This window comes from Pseudoroseicyclus sp. H15, assembly GCF_054353345.1.
Window position 1 is genome coordinate 744,626 of sequence record NZ_JBTHJE010000002.1, and the last position, 21,261, is coordinate 765,886.

Consider the following 21,261-nt stretch of genomic DNA (forward strand, 5'->3'; position numbering starts at 1 on the left):
TGTATATAAGGGAATTTTTTGGTCCGATCAGGGCGCTCGCCGCACGATCCTTCAGCATACCTCCATCGAATCACCCTTCGACCCGCCTTCTTTACCTTGGGAGCATCAGACGCGGTTGACCGCTCCGCGATCCTGAAACATAATTTTTCCAGACAAAGGAAAAATAAGAACACCCAATGCCGATGAACCTCCTTCGCCCCACCCATGCCTTGCGCGTCTTTCACGCGATCCGGACGAATCCGGGCATAATGCAGAAGGAAATCAGGGAGATGACGGGGGCCGAGCGCTCAACCGTCTCGTCGGTTCTGCAGGGGTTCGAGGCGGCCGGGTTGATTCGGCGGGTGGCCGGCGAGAGCAAGAAGGGCCAGCGCGGACGCCCCGCCGAAGGCTACGAGCTCTCCCCCACCGGCGGCCTGCTCATCGGCGTGCATCCTCGTCCGCATGAAGTGCGCTACGTGGGCGCCACGCTCGATGGCAAGCCGATCACGACGCTGGTGATGCCGATGCCGGACGATATGGCCCAGCTGCCCGCGCAGGTGATGAACGCCATCCAGGCCGTCAGCATGTCCGTCGGCAGCAGTGTTTCGGACGTCCGCGCCGTGGGCGTCTGCGTGCCCGGCGTGGTGGGCCGCGAGGGCACCCTTCTCGTCTCGCCCAACCTGGTGCTGCGCGGGGTGGAGATCGGCCAGTCGCTGCGGGCCGAACTGCCGATGCCGGTCTTCGTCGAGAACAACTCCGCCGGCGCCGCGCTGGCCGAGCACCTGTTCGCCCGCAGCTTCGGCGCGGGGGACTTCTTCTACATCGAAAGCGGCATCGGCGTGGGCGGCGGCCTGCTCGTCGATGGCAACCTGCACCGCGGCTACCACGGCTTCGCCAACGAGATCGGCCACACCAAGATCGTGCCCGACGGGCGGCAGTGCCGCTGTGGCAACAAGGGCTGCATCTCGGCCTACACGGCCGACCCCAACATCCTCGCCCGCGCCGCCGAAACGGGCCTCACCTTCGCCGACATGCCCGAGATGCTCGCCGCCGCGCGCCGGGGCGACGAGGCGGTGATCGCGCATCTCAACGAGACGGGCCGCTATCTCGGCTTCGGGCTCGCCAACATGCTGCACATGCTCGACGTGCCCGAGATCGTCTTCGGCGGTACCTTCGCGCGCGGGGCCGATTTCATCCTGGAGGGCGCGAAAGAGGCGATGGAGCGCAACCTGCTCGAGCCCTTCCGCGACACCATCCAGCTCACCACCACGCGCAACACCAGCGAGACGCCGCTCGGCGGCGTCGCCGTCGCGCTCGATGGCGTGACCAACGCGGCCCGGGGCAAGGCCCCGCTGGCCCCCGCCTGAAAGGACAGAGATGACCCTCCGCATCGCCATCGTCGGCTTCGTGCACGAAGCCATGACGCGCTCGCCCTACCTGACGACGCGCGAGACCGTCTTCGTCGACCGCGGCGAGGCGGTGCTGGATGTCTCCAGTTACCGGGTGATCCCCGGCATCGTGGCGCGCCTGCGTGAAGACCCCGAGGTCGAGATCGTGCCCCTGATCTTCGCGCGCGCCCTCTCCGGCGGCAGCCTCGAGCCTGCGTTCTACGAGGAGATCAAGGCCGAGACGGTGGATCTGCTGAAAGAGCACGGCCCCTTCGACGGCGTCATGATCGGCAACCATGGCGCCATGGAGGTCGACGGGTTCGATCGGCATGGCGACACCGATTTCATTCTCGCCGTGCGCGAGGCGGTCGGCCCCGATGTCCCGCTGGGCGACGCTTTCGACCATCACGGCCAGATCACCCCCGAGATGCTGGCCGAGCTGCAGGCCATCTCGGGCCTGCGCACCGCCCCGCACCGCGACCAGTTCGAAACAGGCTACCGCTGCACCGGTCAGCTGCTCGACGTGATCCGCGGCAAGCACCGGCCCGTGCGCGCCATGGTGCAATTGCCGATGCACATCCCCGGCGAGAAGGCGATGACACAATATGAGCCGGCGAAATCGCTCTTCGGCGAGGCCTGGGAGATCGACAAGGACCCGGGCGTCATCGAATCCACCATGATGCTCGGCTTCGGCTGGAACGACCGCCCCTGGGTGAAGACCCAGGCCGTCGTGGTGACCGACGGCGATGCCGAGCTGGCGAAGCGCAAGGCCATCGAATGGGCCCGGAAGATCTGGGAGAGCCGGGCCGCGTTCACCTTCGAGATGGAGCATTACGACGTCGACGAAGGGCTGGAAGTCGCAGCGGCAGCGCCGGAGCGGCCCCTCTACCTCACCGACAGCGGCGACAATGTCTCCGCCGGCGCAGGGGGCGACCTGACGTTCCTGCTCCAGAAGGTCATCGACCATCCGGGGCTCGACGATGTGGTGGTGACGGGCCTCTTCGCGCCCGAGCTGCTCAGGCTCTGCCAGGAGGCCGGCGAAGGCGCCGAGGTGGTCCTGCCGCTCGGCGCGCACCACAAGTCGGCGCCCGTGCAGGTGAAGGAGGTGACGGCGAGGGTCGAAGCGCTTGGCGACGCCATCGAGCTCACCACGCTCGACCCCAACAGCATGGCGCCCCGCCGTTCCGTCGGGGCCTGGGCGCGGGTGCGGATCGGCAATGTCATCGCCACCTTCCACGCGGTGCGCATCTACATCGCCAGCCCCCAGCACTACGAGGCGCTCGGCATCCACCCGACCGAGCACAAGACCTACGTCGCCAAGTTCGGCTACCTCCTGCCGGCTCTGGAGGACATCGCCGCCCGCTTCATCCTGCTCGTCAGCGAAGGCGCCGGGAACATGGATTACGACGCACTGGACTGGGTGCAGATCGACCGCCCCGCCTGGCCGATGGACAAGGGCGCCACCTGGGTGCCGGAAGACAACCTCTTCGTCAGCGAGGGCTGAGATATGACCATCCGCATCGCCGTTTTCGGCATCGTCCACGAAGCCATGCTCAACTCTCCCGTGCCGCTGACGGATGACACGCTCGTCATCTCGCGCGGCGCCGAGGTGCTGGGCGATGACGTCTTCACCATGCGCGGGATCGTTGAGCGGCTGCGCGAGGAGGCGGATGTCGAGATCGTCCCCCTCCTGCATGTCCGCTGCGGCGCCGCCGGGGCGTTTCCGAAGGACCTCTTCGAGGGCTTCGTCGCCGAAATCGTGGAGGGGCTGAAGGCGCAGGGCCCCTTCGACGGCATCTGCATGGCCAACCACGGCGCCTGCGAGATCGCCGAGTATGACACCAACGGGGACACCGTGCTCTTGCGCGCCGTGCGCGAGGTCGTCGGCCCCGATGTGCCGATGACCGCCGGGATGGATCATCACGGCCAGCTTACCGACGAGCAGGCGAAGCTGCTGAACGGCCTCTCCGCCTTCCGCACCGCGCCCCACCGCGACGATGTGCGCACCGGGCGCGCGGCGGCGGAGCAGCTCATGCGCATCCTGCGCGACGGGCTGAGCCCCAGGATGGCCGTGGTGCGCATCCCCCTCTTCCTGCCGGGCGAGCGCTGCGTGACGGATGTCGAGCCGGCACGCAGCTGCTTTGCCGCACTGGACGAGATCGACGCCCGGCCGGGCGTGCTGGAATCCAGCATCTTCGTGGGCTTCGCGTGGAACGACCGGCCGTGGATCGGCATGAACGCCATCGTCATCCATGAAAGCGACCGCGCCGAGGCCGAGCGCATGGCGCTGGAGCTGGCGCAGCTCATCTGGTCGCGTCACGAGGAATTTGGCCTCAGCTCCGAGGCGCTGGAGGTGCGTGAGGGTCTGGCGGCTGCCATGGCCTCGCCCGAAGAGCCCGTCTTCCTCTCCGACAGCGGAGACAACGTGACCGCCGGCGCCTTCGGCGACCTGACCTTCGTGCTGCAGGAGGCGCTGGCGCTGCCCGAGGCGTCGCGCCTCCTCGTGCCCGGCATCGCTGCCCCCCAAGTGCAGGCGGCGGCCGCGGCGGCCGGCCCCGGCGCGACGATCGAGGTGACGCTGGGCGCCGAGCATGTCTCCCGCGAGACGACGGCGACGATCTGCACCGGGGACGTCATCGCGACGGGCGAGACGATGGTGGCCGGCGCCGGCTACGCGGCCGAATCCGATACCGGCCCATGGGCCGTGATCCGCTTCGGCGAGGTGACGGCGACGTTCCACAAGCACCGCACGGCGATCATCTCGCCGGCGCATCTTGCCGCCATGGGCCTCGCCCTCGCCGACTGGAAGGCCATCGTCTTCAAGCTCGGCTATCTGCACCCGCTTTTGATGCACGAGACGCCCCGCCACATCATGCTGATGTCGGACGGCACGTCGAACCTCGATCTGACGCGCCTGAGCTACACGCGCATCAACCGCCCCGCCTATCCCTTCGACCCCGACATGGAGTGGACCGCCGAGAGCGGCCTCCTGCCGGCCTGACCCTTCTCGCAAGAAAGACCATCACATGCCCGACTACCGTTCCATCGAGATCCCCGCCTTCGGCACGCCGCTGGCCGTGCCGGCGATCCCTTCGGCCACCTATGCCGCCCGCTGCGATGCCGCGCTGGCCGCCGCCGGCACCGACTGGCTCTACGTCTATGCCGACCGCGAGCATTCGGCGAACATGCTGCACCTTGCCGGCATCGAGCCGCGCTTCGAAGAGGGCGTGCTGCTCCTCGGCAAGGGCCGCCGTATCCTCCTTCTCGGCAACGAGAGCTTGGATTACGCGCCGCGCGCCGGTCTGGACGGGCTGGAGACGGTCCTCTCCCAGTCGCTCTCGCTGATGGCGCAATGGCGCGACACGGCGCCGAACCTCGCCGAGGTGCTGGCCGAGATCGGCGTGAAAAGCGGCGACAGCATCGGGCTTGTCGGCTGGAAATACCTCGAAGCCGCGGAGGGCGAGGGTTTCCTGCTGCCCGAGAGCCACGTGCGCGCGCTGGCGAAGGTCGCCGGACGCGACGGGCTCACCGATGCGACGCGGGTGCTGATGCACCCGGCCACCGGCCAGCGCTCGATCGTCGATGCCGACCAGATCGCGACCTTCGAATGGGGCGCCGCCCGCGCCTCCGATGCCGCGTGGCGCATCGTCTCGGGCACCCGGCCCGGCATGTCGGAGATGGAGGCGGCGAGCCTGATGGCCTATGCCGGCGAGCCGCTCTCCTGCCACGTGATGACCTCCGGCGCCGCGCCCGGCGGCGGTGTCGTCGGCCTCGCCAGCCCCTCTGGGCGCCTGATGCAGAAAGGCGATGGCGTGACCTGCGGCATCGGCTACTGGGGCGGCCTCTCCTCCCGCGCGGGCATTCTCACGGATGAGGTGGACGAGGCCTTCCTCAAGGTCTGCAAGGATTACTTTGGCGTCCTGCGCACCTGGTACGAGACGGCCGAGATCGGCGTGACGGGCGGCGACATGTTCGACGCCGTCGCGGGCGCCTTCGACGGCACGGGCATGAAGTCTGCGCTGAACCCCGGCCACCTCGTCTCCTACGACGAATGGGCGCATTCCCCGATCCGCCCCGGCTCCACCGAAGCCATCGTCTCCGGCATGCCCTTCCAGGTCGACGTGATCCCGGTGCCGCAAAAGGCCGGACAGGCGCTCAATTGCGAAGACGCCGTCGTCTTCGCCGACGACACCCTCCGCGGGGAGATCGCCGCGAAGCACCCCGAGGTCTGGGCCCGCATCGAGGCACGCCGCGCGTTCCTCGCCGACCAGATCGGCGTCGCGCTCAAGCCGTCGATCCTTCCCCTTTCCAACACGCCGCTCTGCCTGGCCCCGTTCTGGATGGCGCCGGACAAGCTGATCACCGCCTGAGGAGACCTGCCCCATGGCAACCGTTACCTTCGACAAGCTCACCAAGCGCTACGACAACGGCTTCGAGGCCGTCAAAGGCATCGATCTGGAGATCCGCGACAACGAGTTCATGGTCTTCGTCGGCCCCTCCGGCTGCGGCAAGTCCACCACCCTGCGCATGGTCGCGGGGCTGGAGGACATCACCGACGGCGCGCTGAGGATCGGCGAGCGGAAGGTCAACGACATCGCGCCCGGCAACCGGGACATCGCGATGGTCTTCCAGAACTACGCGCTCTACCCGCATATGAGCGTGGAGGAGAACATCGCCTTCGGCCTCAAGCAGCGCAAGATGCCGAAGGCCGAGATCCGCAAGGCGGTGGACGAGGCGGCGCGCATCCTCGAGATCGAGGCTCTGCTGCCCCGCAAGCCCCGCGCGCTCTCGGGCGGGCAGCGGCAACGGGTGGCCATGGGGCGCGCCATCGTGCGCAACCCGCAGGTCTTCCTCTTCGACGAGCCCTTGTCGAACCTCGACGCCCAGCTCCGTGGCCAGATGCGCACCGAGATCAAGCGCCTGCACCAGCTGGTGCCGACGACGACGGTCTACGTGACGCACGACCAGATCGAGGCCATGACCATGGCCGACCGCGTCGTCGTGATGAATGCCGGCGTCATCCAGCAGGTCGGCCCGCCGCAGGAGCTCTACAAGCGGCCCGCCACCCGCTTCGTCGCCGGCTTCATCGGCGCGCCGAGCATGAACTTCATCGACGTGCGGGTCGCCCGCACCGATACCGGCCCGGCGCTGATCCTCGAGCAAGGCGGCCACCGCCTGCCCATCGCCGACGAGAAGGCCGATGCGTGGATGAAGCATGATGGCCGCAAGATGGTGCTCGGCATCCGCCCCGAGCAGGTCAGCCATGACGGCCCCGGCGCATCGGTGCCGGGCCGCGTGCAGGTGATCGAGCCGATGGGCATCGAGACACTCATCTATGCCGAGATCGGCGGCGCCAAGTGCTGCGCCCGCTTCGGGCCCGAGGACGAGCCCGCGACGGGCAGCGAGGTGGAGTTCCGCTTCGACATGGCCAAGGCGCATCTGATCGACCCGAAGTCCGACCTGGTGGTCTACTAGGCAGGCAGAGCCGATGAACATCGCGGACCTTCCGCCCAAGCAGCCCGGTCTGCGCTGGGAACAGCGGCCTGTCACCGTCGTGTCGCTGACGACGGCGGTGCAGGCGGCGATCTCCTACGTGCTGCTGTCGCTGCCGGTGGCCAGCGTCTACTACGCCCCCGCACTCGGGCTGCCGCCCTGGATCGTGGGCTTCCAGATCTCCGGCATCTACTTCGTCGCCGTCTTCGCCTCGCTCGTCTCCGCCAACGTGGTGCGCCGCTTCGGCGGGGCGCGCACCTCGCAGATGGCGCTCGGCGCCATGGGGCTGGGGGCGCTCTGCGTTGCCGCGGGGGCCGTCTGGCTGCTGGTGCCGGGTCTCGTGCTGATGGGCCTCGCCTACGGGCTGCCCAACCCGGCGGCGAGCCATCTGCTGCGGCTCTTCACGCCGCCAGCACGCCGGAACCTACTTTTCTCCATCAAGCAGGGCGGCGTGCCCTTCGGCGGGATGCTGGGCGGCATCTGCACCGCCGCGCTCTGCCAGTTCGTCGGCTGGCAGGTCGCGCTGACGGTTCCGGCCGTGGGATGTCTCGCGCTCGCTCTCCTCCTCGGCCCCGTGCGCCGGCTCTGGGATGGCGACCGCCGCCCGGAACACCCGGTGCTGCGCGCGCCCCTCTCCGATCTCATCCGCTGCTTCGCCATGCCCCGCTTCAAGCCCATCTTCGGCGCGGGCGTGCTGCTTGCGGCGGCGCAGCTCTGCGTCTCGACCTTTCTCGTCCTCCTCCTCGTCACCGATTTCGGCATGCCGGCCATCGCCGCCGGCGCCTCGCTCTCGCTGGTGCAGGGCGCGGGCATCTTCGGGCGGGTCGGGATGGGCGGGCTGGCCGACTGGCTGCGCGACGGGCTGGCGGTGCTGATCGGCATCGCCACCGTGCTGGCGGCGCTGACGGTAGCCCTGGCGCTCAGCCATCCGCCCCTGTGGCTGCTCCTGCCGCTGCTCACCGGCATCGGCCTGCTCTCCAGCGGCTGGTCCGGCGTGATGATCGCCGAGGCCGACCGCTGCGCCCCGCCCGAGCATGCCAGCGCCGCCACCGCCACCCTTCTGGCCGGCACCTTCATCGGCGTCGTCACCTCCACGGTGCTCTTCTCGCTGCTCGTGCCGCTCCTCGGCACCTACCGGACGCCCTTCCTCGCTATCGCGGCGGGCTGCGTGGTTGCCGGTCTGCTGCTCTGGCGTGCCCGGCGGCAGGACAGGGCGTGACGATCCCACCCTATGCCCGCCTCTCGGGCTATTACTTCTCGCTGATGACCGTCAGCGCGGTGGCGACGCCGCTGCTGGCCATCTACCTCGACGGCAAGGGGCTGACCGAGAGCCAGATCGCCCAGGTCAACGCCCTGCCCCTGGCGGTGATGCTGACGATCAACCTCGTCATCGGGCGACTGGCCGACCGGGCGCAGCGGTGGAAGCTGACGATCCTCTGCGGCACCGGGCTCGGCTTCCTCGCCCCCATGTTGCTGCCCGCCGCAGAGAGCTGGCTGGCGCTGGCGCTCGTCTGGGTGCTGGTTCTGTCGCCCGTGAACCTGATGGTGCCGATCTCGGATGCCGCCTCGGTGCGCTACGTCAAGCTGAGGGGCGGCAGCTTCAGCCATATCCGCCTCTGGGCGACGATCGGGCACATGTCCGTCACGGTGGCGGCGAGCTGGTCCTACGGGTTCTGGGGCATCGGTGTCTTCGTGCCCCTGCTCATCGGCCTGGGCCTCCTGCGCTTCGCCGGGGCCGCTTTGCTGCCGGAGTTCAAGGTCGAGCCCCGCCTCATCGCCGATGCGCGCGCGCCCCTGCCCTCCTCCCGCGCCACCGGCGGACTGGAGGCGCAGCGCTTCGGACAGCTCTTTCGCCCCTGGTTCATCCTGCCCGCGCTGGCGAGCGCCCTGCTCAACGCCAGCCATTTCGCGCTCAACGCCCTCGGCACGCTCTTCTGGGCCGACGCCGGCTTCACCGGCTGGCAGATCGGCCTCTTCTGGTTCATCGCAGGGGCGAGCGAGGTGGCCGTGATGGCTGTCTTTCCGCGGTTGATGGCTCGCCTGTCGGCCCGCGCGCTCCTGATCGCGGCCAGCGCCGCCGTTGCCCTGCGCTGGACGCTGCTGGCCTTCGACCCCTCGCTGCCCCTGGTGGTCGGCGCACAGATGCTGCACGGCGTCACCTTCGGCATCTCCTACCTCGCCGCGGTCGCCTTCATCGCCCGCTGGTCGGGCGACGCGCTGGCGGCGCAGTCGCAAAGCCTGCTGTCGGTCCTCCGCCAGGGCACGGCCTTCCTCGCCCTCCTCGGCTTCGGCTACGGCGCCGAGGCCATCGGCCCGCGCGTGTACCTCTACGCTGCCGCACTCGGTCTTGCGGCAGCGGGCTTCTGCCTCCTTTCCCTGCGCCAAATGCCGACGCACCGGCTCAAGGCCGGGCGGTGAGCATCTCGGAGACTGGCCTACAAGCTGAACAACGAGTCCGACAGGATGCTGGACAAAGCATGTCCCGGCGCCCCTCAAGAGAGGCCCTGGAGGCGTTCAGCGGCTGGGATCAGGAATACCTGCTGCAGAAAACTGCAGAAGGGCCGCCTCACCGGCAAAGACAAGCCGGGGCGTAGGAACCGCATCGAACTTCAGGCAAAGGCGCGCCCTGGCATCTGCACCGACATGCCATCGTCGACCACCAATTCCGCGCCGTTCATGTAGCGCGATGCGTCCGATGCCAGAAAGAGCAAGGGGCCGACAAGGGCATCCGGCGTGAGACAGCGGTTGCGCGGGTTGCGCGAGGCAAACGCCTCTTCTGCCGCCTCGCGCGATCCCAGCTCTTCGACCTGCTCGCCCAGGGCGGCATCTGTCAGGATGTAGCCCGGATGCAGCGTGTTGATGCGCAGGTCGAGCCCGTCCGCCACGACAGCCGCGGCGGCCTGCATCGACAACCCGCGGATCGCGGCCTTGCTGGTGCCGTAGGCGATGCCGCTGCGGGCACCAAAGTAGCCGACGATGGAGCCGATGTTGATGATCGATCCGCCCGGCGCCATGCCGTTGACGGCGGCCTGAACGCCGAGGAAGGCGCCGTCGAGGTTGACCGCGTGAAAGCGCCGCCATTCCTCGAGCGACAGGGTTGCGAGGTCTGCGGATTTGGCCGGGATCACGCCGGCGACATTGGCCAGCACGCCCAGTGCCCCCCAGGCCGAGGTGACAGCGGCAAAGACCTCTTGCCATGAGGAGGGCGAGGTCACGTCATGGGGCAACGCCATGACCGTGCCGCCGGCCTTCGTCAGCCCGTCGGCCACCGCTTCGACTGCGGCGGCGTTGATGTCGGTGAGGGCGACGCGCGCGCCATGCTCGGCGAGAGCCGCGGCGATCCCCTGCCCGATCTCGCCGCCGGCGCCGGTCACCACACAGACCTTGCCTTCAAGGCCGAACAGTTCCGCTCTGTTATCGTTCGCGCTCATATCAGCCCTCCGAATTTCGATACTTTCGAGACGATCTCGCCAGCCGCATCGCCGGTATTCGCAGCGGCCACGCCAGCGGCAAATCCCGTGGCAAAGGCGGTGCCCATGACCCGGACGGAGGCATAGGCCATAGCGTCAGCGCCGATGGCGCGGCCTGCGAGGTACAAGTTCGACGCATTGCGCGCCTGCAGCGCACCGAGCGGTACGTGGGCGTAGCCGACACCGCCAACCTGGGTGTACTTTGCCTTGCCCAGCCGGACGTAATCCTCCATCGGCCAGGTCGCGCGCGCGACGCCGTCGGGCCGAAGCCGGCCATTCAGCAAGTCGCTCTCGGTGACGCGCTCCTGTGCGGCGCCGTGGCCGCTTTCGCGGATGCCGACCTGCGGGCCGGACTGCACCAGTTCGGCCTTCGCCGTCTCGGGCTGCACGCGGCGCAGGAGCGCGATGTAGTCATGCGCGGCGCGGCGCAGGTACATCTCTGCCTTTGTCAGCTCGGCGGAAGTTGCGTCTTCGCAAGGGATGTCGATGACCATCCACCACATGTCGTCGCTGCCCGGGATCGGCGCGAAAAAGCCGCCATTGGCCCGGTGGATCGGATAGGCGCCGGTGCGGTTGTAATCGGCCACGGCCTCCGCCAGCGAGGCACGATCGATCGTCAGCCCTTCCGGCAGCCCGCCGATCCGGAGCGGGGCGGTGTAGGGCTGGCGGCTGGCGTTCGCCTCGGTGTGCCCCGCCCCGGTATCGACGCGCCGAACCAGATGCCCATCGCCCGTGGCATCGACGAAGGCGCCCGCCGCGATTGTCTGCGGGCCTTCGTGGGCCTCGACCGCAATGCTCTGAACCGCCGAGCCATCACATTGCACCCCGCCGGTCCGCGCATGCAGCAGAACATCGACGCCCGCCTCGGCAAGGCAGCGATCCATGGCAAGCTTGAGACGCTCGGGCTCCAGCAGGACCAGCCAGTTGCCGGTATTGCTGTTGAGCTTCGGCGATGTATCCATGCCGAGCGCGTTCAGCTCGGCCATGAGCACGTCGTTTGCGCCGCCCACCGCCGGCACCGGCTCTGTCTTGCCGCCGTTCTCGAAGAGCCCGCAGAAGGCCAGCACGTTGCTGTTGGTCGCGGCCCCGCCGAGAAAGCCATACTTTTCGAGCAGGAGCACCCGGGCCCCGGCGCGGGCGGCCCCGATGGCCGCGCCGAATCCGCCGGATCCGCCGCCTGCGACGATCACGTCATAACTGTCGGGCACGTCAGTCCTTTCTGGTCGTCGGGTCGAGCTTGTCGCGCAGCACATCGCCAAGAAGGCTGATCGAGAGCGTCGTCAGAAGAATGAGCGTTCCCGGCATGACCGCGATCCACCAGGCGCGCGCCAGGCTGTCGCGGCCGCTGCCGAGGAGCTGGCCGAGGCTGGTCATCGGCGGCTGGATCCCGAGGCCGAGAAAGCTCAGCCCGCTTTCGAGCAGGATGGTTTGGGGAAAATTCAGCGTCGCCTGCACGATGATGACGTTGGAAATCGTCGGCAGGATGTGGCGCCGGTCGATCACGCCGGGGCGCACGCCCGTCACCCGGGCGGCCTCGACGAACTGCAGGGTATGGGCCGAGAGCGCATTGTTCCGCGCCAGCCGCGCGTAGGTCTCCCATCCGTAGAGCCCGAGAAGGACCACGAAGAGCGAGAGGGTCGACCCGAAGACCGCGAGCACTGACAGGGCCATGATCATGAAGGGCACCGCCGCCTGAAAGTCGATCGCCGCCATGACGAGGCCGTCGATGAAGCGGTTGCCGCGGGCGGCCAGAAGGCCCAGCCCGGTGCCGAGGATCGCGCCGATCACCGTGCCGACGAGGGCAAGGCCAAGGCTCACCCGGCTGCCCACCACCAGCCGTTCCAGATAGTCGCGCCCCAGCCCGTCGGTGCCGAGCGGATGCTCCCACTCCCCGCCAAGGAAGACGGGCGGCATGTTGCGATCGAGCAGCGAGGATGTGGAGTAGTCGTAGGGCGTCAGGAACGAGCCGAACGCGGTGAACAGCAAGATCAGCACGAGCATGAGCGCTGGAAAGGCGATGCGAAGCGACGGCAGCTTCATGACGCGTTGCTCCGTGCCGTGCCGATGCGCGGGTCGAGCACCGCAAGCGCCAGGTCGATCAGGGTGTTCGAGATCGCCATGACCAGCGCCGAGAAGATCACCACGACCTGCACCACGGCGAGGTCACGCTCGGTGACCGACACCACCAGCAGCCGCCCGATCCCGGGCCAGGCAAAGACCGTCTCGGTCACCACCGCGCCGGCGAGCATCGCGCCGATGCTGAAGCCCAGCAGGCTGACCAGCGGCACCGTGATCGCCCGCATCGCGTGCACCACCAGCACCCGCATGGGCGCAAGGCCCTTGGCGCGGGCCATCTCGATATAGGGCTGGCTCAGCACCTCCAGCAGCGCCGAGCGCGTCATTCGCGCGTAGCTGCCAGAGGCCGCGAAGCCGAGCGTCACCGCCGGCATGATCAGGCTGCTCCAGCTCTCGAAGCCGCTGCTGGGCAACAGCCGCAGATTGAGCGTGAAGAACAGGATGAGCAGGATGCCGAAGAAGAAGTTCGGCATGGCAAAGCCGAAGACCGACAGGGTCATAAAGAAACGGTCAACAAAGGTGTTGCGATACAGCGCCGCGATTACGCCCGAGATAACGCCGATCACGATCGCCAGCACCAGCGACGCCCCCGCGAGAATGAGCGTCGCCGGGACCCTGTCGAGGAACAGTTTGATCGCCGGGTCACCGGTGCGGAACGAGTAGCCGAAATCGCCCTGAAGCAAGGCCAGCAGGTAGTTCACGTATTGCACGACCAGCGACCGATCGAGGCCGTAGCGCTCGCGATAGCTGTCGATGACATCCTGTGGAAGGTCGCTGGGGATCAGCGCGGCAACCGGATCGCCCGCCAACCGAAGAACGATGAAAACAAACGTCGCCGCCGCCCATGCCGTGAGCACGATCCGAAAAAGTCGAATCAGGACGTTTTGAAACTTCATACCTCAAATAGCCCCTGATTGGTTGACAAAACAATCCAATTGGGGAAGATTTTGGTACAAATTTTGATTGGGCGTTCAGATTCTCGAAATCAGGAACATCTCGGTTTCCTTCCGCTCAGAAGGGACCCTCGTCCAGGCGGTGGATGATGTCTCGCTTGACCTCGCGCAAGGGCAGGTCCTGGGTGTGGTCGGCGAATCCGGCTCGGGGAAGTCTCAGCTTTTCAAGGCCGTAACCGGATTATCTCGCGGGCAGGTTACTGGCCGGGCGCTGCTTGAGGGAGAGGACATCCTGTCGCTGCCTCCGCGCCGCCTCGCCCGCCTGCGCGGGCGCGACATCGCGTATGTCTTCCAAGACCCGATGACCTCGCTGAACCCGTTCCTGAGGATTCGCACCCAGCTCTGCGAGGTCGCCATCCGCCACCTCGGCCTTTCGCACAGCGCCGCCATGGAGCGGGCCCGCGATCTGCTGAGCAAGGTTCACATCCCCGACCCAGACCGGGTTCTCGCCAACCATCCGCACGAGCTGTCCGGCGGCATGCGGCAGCGCGTGGTTATCGCCATGGCGCTGATGGCCGAGCCGAAGGTTCTGATCGCTGACGAGCCGACCACCGCCCTCGACGCGACGGTGCAGCTGCAGATCCTGCAGCTCCTGCGCGCCCTGAACGAGAGCACCGGCGTCTCCATCGTTCTGATCTCGCATGACATCGGCGTGGTCTCGGCGGTCTGCGACGAGGTGCTGGTGATGTATGCCGGCCGTGTGGCGGAACGCTCCGACGTGCAGAGCCTCATCAAAGCGCCCAGCCATCCCTACACGCGGCAACTCATCGAGAGCACGCCGGACGTCGCGCACCCGAAGTCACGGATGCTCGAGGGCATACCGGGCGGCCTGCCCGGGCCCGAGACACCGCGAGACCGCTGCCTTTTCGCCGATCGCTGCTTCCAGAGCGCGCCGCTCTGCCGGGCCGAGCGCCCGGCCAGCAGGCGCGTTGGCAGTGCCGTGGCGGCCTGCCACTACCCGCTCGGTGAGGTGCCGGCCAATGCCTGAGACAGCCGGCCTCTCCGTTCGCTCGCTGTCGGTGACCTTCAGCACCGGGCGCAGCCTGTTCAATCCGCGCCCGCCGGTGCAGGCCGTCCGCGATGTGAGCTTCGACGTGCCGCGCGGCCATACGCTTGGCATCGTGGGGGAATCCGGCTGCGGAAAGTCCTCGCTTGCACGCGCCCTTGTCGGCCTCGCGCCGGTCAGCGCCGGCGAGGTGAGCTGGCGGGGCAATACGATCTCGGGTCTGGGCGAGCGCGACTTCCGCGCGCTGCGCAAAGACATCCAGATGGTGTTTCAGGACCCGTTCTCCTCGCTGAACCCCAAGATGCGGGTGTTCGACGTCCTGGCCGAGCCGCTGCGCACCCACCTGCCCTCGCTGTCACGAGCCGAGATGACCGACCGCGTCGCCGAGGTGCTTGAAACCGTGGGCCTGCGGCGCGAGGTCATGTCACGGTTCAGTCACGAGCTGTCCGGCGGGCAGGCCCAGCGGATTGGTATCGGCCGCGCCGTCATCACCCGTCCCGGCCTGCTGATCTGCGACGAATCCGTCAGTGCCCTCGACGTCTCGGTTCAGGCGACGATCCTGAACCTGCTCAAGAAGCTGCAGGCCGAACTCGACCTGTCGATGATCTTCATCAGCCACGACCTTGGCGTCATCAAATATGTCGCCGACACCGTCGCCGTTCTCTACCTCGGACAAATCGTCGAATGCGGCCCGGTCGAAGAGGTGATGGACAGCCCGGCCCACCCCTACACGCGCCTCCTGCTGCGTTCGTCACTCAGCCCGGACGGTCGCCGCATCGGCCCCTCCGACAGCTATGGTGAGCCGGTGGTGCTACCGTCCAACACTGCCCCGCCGGAAGGCTGCGCCTTCCGGGCGCGGTGCCCGCGGGCGGGCGAGGCTTGCGCCGTTTCGCCGCCGCTGGAGAGCACGCCCGGTTCGGGCCGCAGCGCCAGCCACAAGGCCGCATGCCATTTCCCGATTACCGATGAGAAGGAGGTCGCCTGAGGTGACTACCGCCGACGACTACGTTTCGATCTCGCGCTTCGCCGAGCAGTTCGCCGGCATGATGCGCGAGCCCGTGCCCGCCGAGGATGCCCGCCAGCTCATGCGGCTGCTGATCGATACGGTAGCCATCGCCAGCTACGCCCGGCGCAACCAGACCGGCGCCTGCGCCTCTGACATGGTAGGCACGCCGGCGGAGGGCCCCGCCGAAATCTGGGGCACCACGAGGCGGACCGATCCCCTGACCGCTGCCTTCCTGAACGGCAGCGCCGCCGAAGCGCTCGATTTTCAGGAGGTCTTCATCGACGGGCGCAACAACGGCCATGCGGCCGTGGTGATCGTGCCCGCCCTCGTCGCGCTGGACAGCCTGCGCGAGAATGCCGGCGACGACCGGCTGATGCGCGCCCTGCGGGTGGCCTTTGCCGCCAATGCGCTTCTGGCCCGCGCCCTGGGCCGGGGCCACCGCGATGGCCGGCCCGGGTTTCGCACCACCTCGCTGACCGCGCCGATCGCCGCTGCCCTCGCCGGCGGGCTGCTCCTGTCGGAGGAGACCGAGATCGCCGCCCACGCCGCCGCGATCTGCGCCTGCAGCCTGCCCGCGGGCCTGCTTGCCGCGATGTCGCCGGACACCGGATCGTTCTCGGTCGACAAGGACCTTTCGGTCGGCTTCTCCGCCCGCCACGCGCTCGACTGCGCCCGGCTCGCCGCCAACGGCGCGACGGGGCCGCGCTCGGCGCTCAGCGGGCCGCGCAGCTGGCTGGCCTCCTACGGCTTCGGGTCTGAGGATGAGAGCCTGATGCTGGACGATCCGGCGGGGATCGACCTCGACCGCTACGCGCTCAAGATCTACCCGGCGAATTACGGCTGCCAATGCGCGATCCGCAACGCCATCGAGCTGGCCGAGGGTCTGGCGCCCGAAGAGGTCGAGCGTGTGGATGTCTACGTCAAAACCTCCAGCGCCACCTCGCTGTCGACCTCCACGATCAACACCCATGTCTCGGCGCGCTTCTCGCTGAAATACGCGGTGGCCAGCGCCTTCTGCCGGGGCCGCAGCGTGCTCGCCGATTTCGAGGCAGAAGCCATCGCTGACCCGCGCGTTCTCAACTTCATGTCACGGATCGAGGTGCACGCCGACGAGGACTACCAGCAACGGCACGTGACCGAAGGGGTCTTCCCCAGCCGTATGAGCCTTGCCACCACGGACGGACGAACTCTGACCGCTGAGCGCACCACGCCCTACGATGGCCAGACCGCCGCCGAACGCGACGCAGCCCTGGCCTCCAAGATCGACGGCCTCTGCGATGCGCAGACTGCCGCCCGGCTGACCGATATCCTCACCGCCGCGTCCGACAGCTCGGGATCGGCATCCATTCACCAGATCTTCGCTTGAATAAGGAGCCCTGAATGAGACTCTGGAAACCCCTGCTGACGCTGGCCGTGGCCGCTTCGGCCGCGCTGCCCGCGATGGCGCAGGACCGGCCCGACATTGTCGTCGCCGTGCCCGGCATCTATCGCACGATGGAGCCCATCGAAGGCAATTCCACCGATGCCTCGCGCATCCTTCCCAACATCTTCGACCAGATCGTCACCCGCAACTTCGCGGAAGACCCCGAGGGCGCCGAGCTGCGCCCCGCGCTGGCCACCGAGTGGGAGCAGGTCGACGACATGACCTGGCGCTTCACCATCCGCGAGGGCGTGAAGTTCCACAACGGCGAGACCATGACCGCCGAGGATGTCGCCTTCTCGATCGGCGCCGAGCGCGTCTTCGGCGAGGATTCACTGGTCCCGATCGGCAAGCGCTATACCGACTCCATCATCTCGGTCGAAGCGATCGACGACACCACCGTCGAGATCAAGACCGACATCAACGACCCCAATCTGCCGCAGCGCTTCATCACGCCGCTCGGCTATGTCGTTCCCAAGGACTACTACCTCGAAGTCGGCGTCGAGGGCTTCGGCCAGGACCCGATCGGCACCGGCCCTTACATGGTCACCGAGTACGATGCCGCCGGCTACATCAAGCTGGAGGCCTTCGACGAGTACTGGGGCGGTGAGCCGCCGCTGCAATCGGTCGAGTTCCGCGCCGTGCCGGAATACTCCGCGCGCATTGCAGGCGTGGTCGCAGGCGACTTCCAGATGATGTCCGATATCCCGGTCGACGAGGTCGAAACGGTCAAGGGCTATGAGGGCATCACCTACCTGTCGAACCCGATCGGCAACTACATCATGGTCGCCTACAACACGCTCGAGATCGACGGCTACCCGGCGAACCCGGTGGCCGACGTGAACCTGCGCTACGCCATGACCGCCGCGATCGACCGCGCCGCGCTGACCCGGGCGCTCTGGGGCGACGAGACCTTCTCGCCGGCGCCGTTCAACTTCCCCGACTTCCCGGCGTTCTACGACCCCGAGATCGAGCCCATGATCGGCTACGACCCCGAGGCGGCCCAGGCCTACCTTGAGGAATCGGATTACGACGGCGGCGAGTTCCAGGTGAACGTCGTCCGGGGGGCCTATCCGAACTTCGACCTGGCGATGGAGTTCATCGTCGAGCAGTGGAACGCCATGGGCATCAACGCCCGGCTCAACGTGGTCGACAGCTGGCCGCAGGCGCTTCAGCACCCGTTCGGCCTGCTGAACATGTCGATGACCACAACCTTCGACGGCACGCCGACCCGGGCGATCTGGGGCTTCTGGGGCCCGGATTCGGCCCGCGCCACGCGTGAGAACGACCGCAGCTGGACTCCGCCGGAGGCCTTCGTCGAGACCGGTGAGGCCTACCTCGCCGAGACCGACACCGCGCGGAAGGTAGAGCTCTTCCGCGAGATGGTCGAAATCTGGGAGACCGAGCAACCGGCGCTGATCCTTTGGCGCTCGGTGTCGAACTGGGCGATCAGCGACAGCCTGGAGTGGACGCCCATCTCGAGCCCCTGGATGCTCCTCGGGCCCGGCTACGTGACCGTCAAGTAAGGCAGTCTCAAGGTGGCTCCGCTTCGCGCGGGGCCACCCCTTCCCGTTGCATCAGAATGGAGGACAGGTTGTGGAGAGAAAGCTGGACGATGCCGACCGCAGGATACTTCGACTGCTCCAGAACGACGCCACGACCAGCATCGACAATATCGCCGAGATACTTGGCCTGTCCAAGAACGCCACCTGGCGCCGCATCCGCCAGCTCGAGGCGAATGGCACGATCCGCAAGCAGGTCGCCCTCGTCGATCCGGCGGCTCTCGGGCTTGGCGCCACCGCCATCGTATTGGTCCGCACTTCGGACCATTCTGCCGAATGGCTGCGCAGGTTTCGCGCCGCGATTGCCGAATTGCCCAACGTTCAGAGCGCCTACCGCATGACGGGCGAGCTGGATTACATGCTCAAGGTTCGCGTCTCAGGGATCGAGGATTACGACAGGTTCTACCGAAAGCTTGTCAGCCTGATCGACCTCGCCGACGTCTCCACGAGCTTCGTCATGGAAGAGATACTCGAGACGACGGCCCTGCCCGTCTCGGACCCCGACTGAACCGCGATCCGCACTCCGCCGCGTCTTGTTTGCCCCATGAGGCAAGGCGCGGATTCGCCCAAGCCTATAGGACCAACCGATGACCGACCCCTTCGACGCCTTCCGAAGAACGATCCGATCCGGCGGCATCGAGGCGTTGCGCGCAGGGCTGATCGGCCAGGGCCGGAAGATATACTCCGGCCCCTGGGGAGAGGTGGAAATGGTCTACGCCGATTGGGTCGCCTCGGGCCGGGCGCTGGAACAGGTGGAACATTTCATCCTGCACGAGGTGCTGCCCGACTACGCCAACAGCCATACCGAAGCCTCTTATTGCGGCCGGCAGATGTCGCGCCTGCGCGAGGCGGCAAGGCGTGTCGTTCTGCGCCAAACCGGTGCGGATGAGACGTGCCACGCGATCTTCTCGGGCTCGGGCGCCACTGCGGGCCTCAACCGGATCGTCCACCTGCTCGGCGTCGCGGCCCGGGTGCGCGCGGGTGACGACGTGCGCGTGCTGATCGGCCCCTATGAGCACCATTCCAACATCCTGCCCTGGCGGGAAAGCGGTGCCTGGGTTGAGGCCATCGCCGAGGCCCCGGCCGGCGGTGTCGACCTTGACCAGCTGGAGGCCGCCCTCACCGCCGCCTCCGGCGCAGACCTCGTGATCGGCGCCTTCTCGGCGGCCTCCAACGTGACCGGGATCGTCACGCCGCCAGAGCCGGTCACCCGCATCCTCAAACGCCACGGCGCCATGGCCATCTGGGATTACGCCGGCGGCGGGCCCTACCTGCCGATCGATATGTCCCCCGCGCCAGACGCGCTCATCGACGCGGTGGTGCTGTCGCCGCACAAGTTCCCGGGCGGACCGGGCGCATCGGGCCTGCTGGTCGTTCGCGACACGGTCTTGCGCAATGCCAAACCCTCGGCTCCGGGTGGCGGCACGGTGCGTTTCGTCTCGCCCTGGCTGCACGATTACGCGCCCTCCCCCGAGGCGCGGGAAGAGGGCGGCACACCCAATATCGTCGGTGATATCCGGGCCGCGCTCTGCCTGATCGTGAAGGACGCCATCGGCACCGAAGACATCCTGCGCCGCGACGATGCGCTCTACCGTCAAGGCCGCGATCGCCTCGGCAATCACCCCCGCATCGACCTCCTCGGCAACCCGGACGCGCAGAACCGGCTGCCGGTCTTCTCCTTCCGGATCCGCAAGGCCGACGGCAGCTGGCTGCACCACCAGCTCGCGACGCGGCTGCTGAGCGATTGCTACGGCATCCAGGCGCGCGGCGGATGCGCCTGTGCTGGCCCCTATGCCCACGACTTGCTGGATCTGGACCAGCAGGGTTCGCAGGAGATGCGGGCCGCGATCCTTGCGGGCCAAGAACTCGAAAAGCTGGGCTGGGTCCGGCTGAACCTCAGCTACATGCATAGCCCGGTCGAAGCCGAACGCATCCTCTCTGCCGTGATCAGTGTGGCGGACCAGGCCGACAGCCTGGAAGACGCCTACTCTGCCGACCCCGCGACGGCGCGGTTCAGCCCCAGATTGGCGATGCCGGCCAGTGCCTGACAGCCTGGCCTGACCAAGCGCCAGCCCCCTGCCCCTAATCTCAAGCCCCTCAGCAAAGGCGACCCGGATGCCCGACAGAAGTTTCCTCCGTCACGTTGTGATGTTCAGCGCCACCAACAAGGAAGACATCCCGCGCATCATCGAAGGATTGTCGATCCTGGCTGACATCCCGCATTCCAGCCTGTTCGAAGTGACCGAAAACGCCAGCCTCGACGCGCTTTCGAGCGAGGTCGATGTCATCGTCTATGCAGAATTCAAGGATCGGGCCGCTCTGGAGCAATACAAGGCCCACCCGCTCTATCAAAAATCCATCGACATCGTCCGTCCCCTCCGAGATATGAGAGTCGCCTCGGATTTCTGACCCGGCCGCCGTGCCTGGAACAGGGGACGCATTGTAGGCCAGAAGCGACCGCCCGAGCCGGAAACACGTGTAGGCAATACGGGTTCGCCTCGACATCGCTCAGCAAACCCGGGAGCTGACGCTTTTCAACCTAGCCATCGCCAGCTCAGATGTAATGGTTGCCCTGCGGGTCCCGTTCAAACCTAACCTGAGGCAATGCAGGCAGCTGAGCGCGTAGCCCCGCCAAACTGCCGTTCGCACCGTTTGCGAACCTTGGCAGGTTCGCAAACTCTGTTAAGCGGGACCTTCCTGCCGCTCTCTAGAATTGCACCGCATTTCCGTGCCAGTTCTGACCGACCCGTTGAACACTCCGAATTGAGACGGCGAAAACCGTTCGGATTGCCGATCCCAATCGGACCTGATCTACATCCACCTATTCACCGCCAACACGATCTTGCCCTGGATGTGACCTGCGGCGGCGCGCTCATGAGCCTTGCGCGCGTCAGCGAGTGAATAGGTG

General features: G+C 67.3%; 18 protein-coding genes. 14 read left to right on the top strand and 4 right to left on the bottom strand.

Features of this window, described 5'->3' with window-relative positions; genetic code table 11:
* Positions 1-182 precede the first annotated feature (182 nt).
* From ACXN5S_RS07400 to ACXN5S_RS07430, 7 genes are read left to right on the top strand one after another with little or no spacing between them, the layout of a single operon-like run.
* On the top strand, positions 183-1,346 hold the full coding sequence (locus ACXN5S_RS07400) for an ROK family transcriptional regulator (RefSeq protein WP_458604797.1): 1,164 nt from the start codon (positions 183-185) through the stop codon (positions 1,344-1,346).
* A gap of 10 nt (positions 1,347-1,356) precedes the next feature.
* The gene (locus ACXN5S_RS07405) at positions 1,357-2,871 is read left to right on the top strand and encodes a M81 family metallopeptidase (protein ID WP_458604765.1); all 1,515 of its coding nucleotides are present in this window, start codon (positions 1,357-1,359) and stop codon (positions 2,869-2,871) included.
* A gap of 3 nt (positions 2,872-2,874) precedes the next feature.
* Positions 2,875-4,368 (top strand): M81 family metallopeptidase, encoded by a 1,494-nt coding sequence (locus ACXN5S_RS07410; protein WP_458604766.1) that lies wholly within the window; start codon positions 2,875-2,877, stop codon positions 4,366-4,368.
* Positions 4,369-4,393: 25 nt separating this feature from the next.
* Complete coding sequence (locus tag ACXN5S_RS07415; RefSeq protein ID WP_458604767.1) at positions 4,394-5,737, top strand: hypothetical protein; 1,344 nt, start codon at positions 4,394-4,396, stop codon at positions 5,735-5,737.
* Positions 5,738-5,750: 13 nt separating this feature from the next.
* Positions 5,751-6,842, top strand: a complete 1,092-nt coding sequence (locus tag ACXN5S_RS07420; protein ID WP_458604768.1) for an ABC transporter ATP-binding protein — start codon at positions 5,751-5,753, stop codon at positions 6,840-6,842.
* 13 nt (positions 6,843-6,855) lie between these two features.
* On the top strand, positions 6,856-8,079 hold the full coding sequence (locus tag ACXN5S_RS07425) for an MFS transporter (protein ID WP_458604769.1): 1,224 nt from the start codon (positions 6,856-6,858) through the stop codon (positions 8,077-8,079).
* Positions 8,076-9,278 carry an MFS transporter gene (locus tag ACXN5S_RS07430; protein ID WP_458604770.1) on the top strand — a complete coding sequence of 401 codons (1,203 nt, stop codon included), beginning with the start codon at positions 8,076-8,078 and terminating at the stop codon, positions 9,276-9,278. Before ACXN5S_RS07425 ends, ACXN5S_RS07430 begins: the two co-directional genes overlap by 4 nt.
* 191 nt (positions 9,279-9,469) lie before the next feature.
* Here the strand turns inward: ACXN5S_RS07430 and ACXN5S_RS07435 are convergent, their stop codons facing one another.
* Genes ACXN5S_RS07435 through ACXN5S_RS07450 form a run of 4 tightly spaced genes read right to left on the bottom strand, consistent with a single transcriptional unit; the run spans position 9,470 to position 13,302 of the window.
* Positions 9,470-10,291, bottom strand: a complete 822-nt coding sequence (locus tag ACXN5S_RS07435; protein WP_458604771.1) for an SDR family NAD(P)-dependent oxidoreductase — start codon at positions 10,289-10,291, stop codon at positions 9,470-9,472.
* Positions 10,288-11,538, bottom strand: coding sequence for an FAD-dependent oxidoreductase (locus ACXN5S_RS07440; protein ID WP_458604772.1), 1,251 nt, complete (start codon positions 11,536-11,538; stop codon positions 10,288-10,290). The genes ACXN5S_RS07435 and ACXN5S_RS07440 overlap by 4 nt, the downstream gene beginning before the upstream one ends.
* 1 nt (position 11,539) lies before the next feature.
* Positions 11,540-12,370 (bottom strand): ABC transporter permease, encoded by an 831-nt coding sequence (locus ACXN5S_RS07445; RefSeq protein ID WP_458604773.1) that lies wholly within the window; start codon positions 12,368-12,370, stop codon positions 11,540-11,542.
* Positions 12,367-13,302: an ABC transporter permease gene (locus ACXN5S_RS07450; RefSeq protein WP_458604774.1), complete on the bottom strand. Its 936-nt coding sequence runs from the start codon at positions 13,300-13,302 to the stop codon at positions 12,367-12,369. Before ACXN5S_RS07450 ends, ACXN5S_RS07445 begins: the two co-directional genes overlap by 4 nt.
* Positions 13,303-13,369: 67 nt before the next feature.
* On the opposite strand from ACXN5S_RS07450, the gene ACXN5S_RS07455 reads away from it, so the two are divergent.
* From ACXN5S_RS07455 to ACXN5S_RS07485, 7 genes are all read left to right on the top strand, one after another.
* Positions 13,370-14,347, top strand: a complete 978-nt coding sequence (locus ACXN5S_RS07455; RefSeq protein WP_458604775.1) for an ABC transporter ATP-binding protein — start codon at positions 13,370-13,372, stop codon at positions 14,345-14,347.
* On the top strand, positions 14,340-15,350 hold the full coding sequence (locus ACXN5S_RS07460; protein WP_458604776.1) for an ABC transporter ATP-binding protein: 1,011 nt from the start codon (positions 14,340-14,342) through the stop codon (positions 15,348-15,350). Before ACXN5S_RS07455 ends, ACXN5S_RS07460 begins: the two co-directional genes overlap by 8 nt.
* A gap of 1 nt (position 15,351) precedes the next feature.
* A complete protein-coding gene (locus tag ACXN5S_RS07465) occupies positions 15,352-16,737 on the top strand; it encodes an MmgE/PrpD family protein (protein WP_458604777.1) in 1,386 nt (461 codons plus the stop codon).
* 14 nt (positions 16,738-16,751) lie between these two features.
* Positions 16,752-18,317 (top strand): ABC transporter substrate-binding protein, encoded by a 1,566-nt coding sequence (locus tag ACXN5S_RS07470; protein WP_458604778.1) that lies wholly within the window; start codon positions 16,752-16,754, stop codon positions 18,315-18,317.
* Between the two features lie 70 nt (positions 18,318-18,387).
* On the top strand, positions 18,388-18,861 hold the full coding sequence (locus ACXN5S_RS07475; RefSeq protein ID WP_458604779.1) for an Lrp/AsnC family transcriptional regulator: 474 nt from the start codon (positions 18,388-18,390) through the stop codon (positions 18,859-18,861).
* Positions 18,862-18,940: 79 nt separating this feature from the next.
* A complete protein-coding gene (locus tag ACXN5S_RS07480) occupies positions 18,941-20,401 on the top strand; it encodes an aminotransferase class V-fold PLP-dependent enzyme (protein ID WP_458604780.1) in 1,461 nt (486 codons plus the stop codon).
* Positions 20,402-20,468: 67 nt separating this feature from the next.
* The gene (locus ACXN5S_RS07485; protein ID WP_458604781.1) at positions 20,469-20,762 is read left to right on the top strand and encodes a Dabb family protein; all 294 of its coding nucleotides are present in this window, start codon (positions 20,469-20,471) and stop codon (positions 20,760-20,762) included.
* Positions 20,763-21,261: the final 499 nt, after the last annotated feature.

Excerpts from the sequence above, each read along its gene's own strand:
- ACXN5S_RS07400 (WP_458604797.1), top strand. The coding sequence starts at position 183 with ATGAACCTCCTTCGCCCCACCCATGCCTTGCGCGTCTTTCACGCGATC.
- ACXN5S_RS07405 (WP_458604765.1), top strand. The coding sequence starts at position 1,357 with ATGACCCTCCGCATCGCCATCGTCGGCTTCGTGCACGAAGCCATGACG.
- ACXN5S_RS07410 (WP_458604766.1), top strand. The coding sequence starts at position 2,875 with ATGACCATCCGCATCGCCGTTTTCGGCATCGTCCACGAAGCCATGCTC.
- ACXN5S_RS07415 (WP_458604767.1), top strand. The coding sequence starts at position 4,394 with ATGCCCGACTACCGTTCCATCGAGATCCCCGCCTTCGGCACGCCGCTG.
- ACXN5S_RS07420 (WP_458604768.1), top strand. The coding sequence starts at position 5,751 with ATGGCAACCGTTACCTTCGACAAGCTCACCAAGCGCTACGACAACGGC.
- ACXN5S_RS07425 (WP_458604769.1), top strand. The coding sequence starts at position 6,856 with ATGAACATCGCGGACCTTCCGCCCAAGCAGCCCGGTCTGCGCTGGGAA.
- ACXN5S_RS07435 (WP_458604771.1), bottom strand. The coding sequence starts at position 10,291 with ATGAGCGCGAACGATAACAGAGCGGAACTGTTCGGCCTTGAAGGCAAG.
- ACXN5S_RS07445 (WP_458604773.1), bottom strand. The coding sequence starts at position 12,370 with ATGAAGCTGCCGTCGCTTCGCATCGCCTTTCCAGCGCTCATGCTCGTG.
- ACXN5S_RS07450 (WP_458604774.1), bottom strand. The coding sequence starts at position 13,302 with ATGAAGTTTCAAAACGTCCTGATTCGACTTTTTCGGATCGTGCTCACG.
- ACXN5S_RS07460 (WP_458604776.1), top strand. The coding sequence starts at position 14,340 with ATGCCTGAGACAGCCGGCCTCTCCGTTCGCTCGCTGTCGGTGACCTTC.
- ACXN5S_RS07470 (WP_458604778.1), top strand. The coding sequence starts at position 16,752 with ATGAGACTCTGGAAACCCCTGCTGACGCTGGCCGTGGCCGCTTCGGCC.
- ACXN5S_RS07480 (WP_458604780.1), top strand. The coding sequence starts at position 18,941 with ATGACCGACCCCTTCGACGCCTTCCGAAGAACGATCCGATCCGGCGGC.
- ACXN5S_RS07485 (WP_458604781.1), top strand. The coding sequence starts at position 20,469 with ATGCCCGACAGAAGTTTCCTCCGTCACGTTGTGATGTTCAGCGCCACC.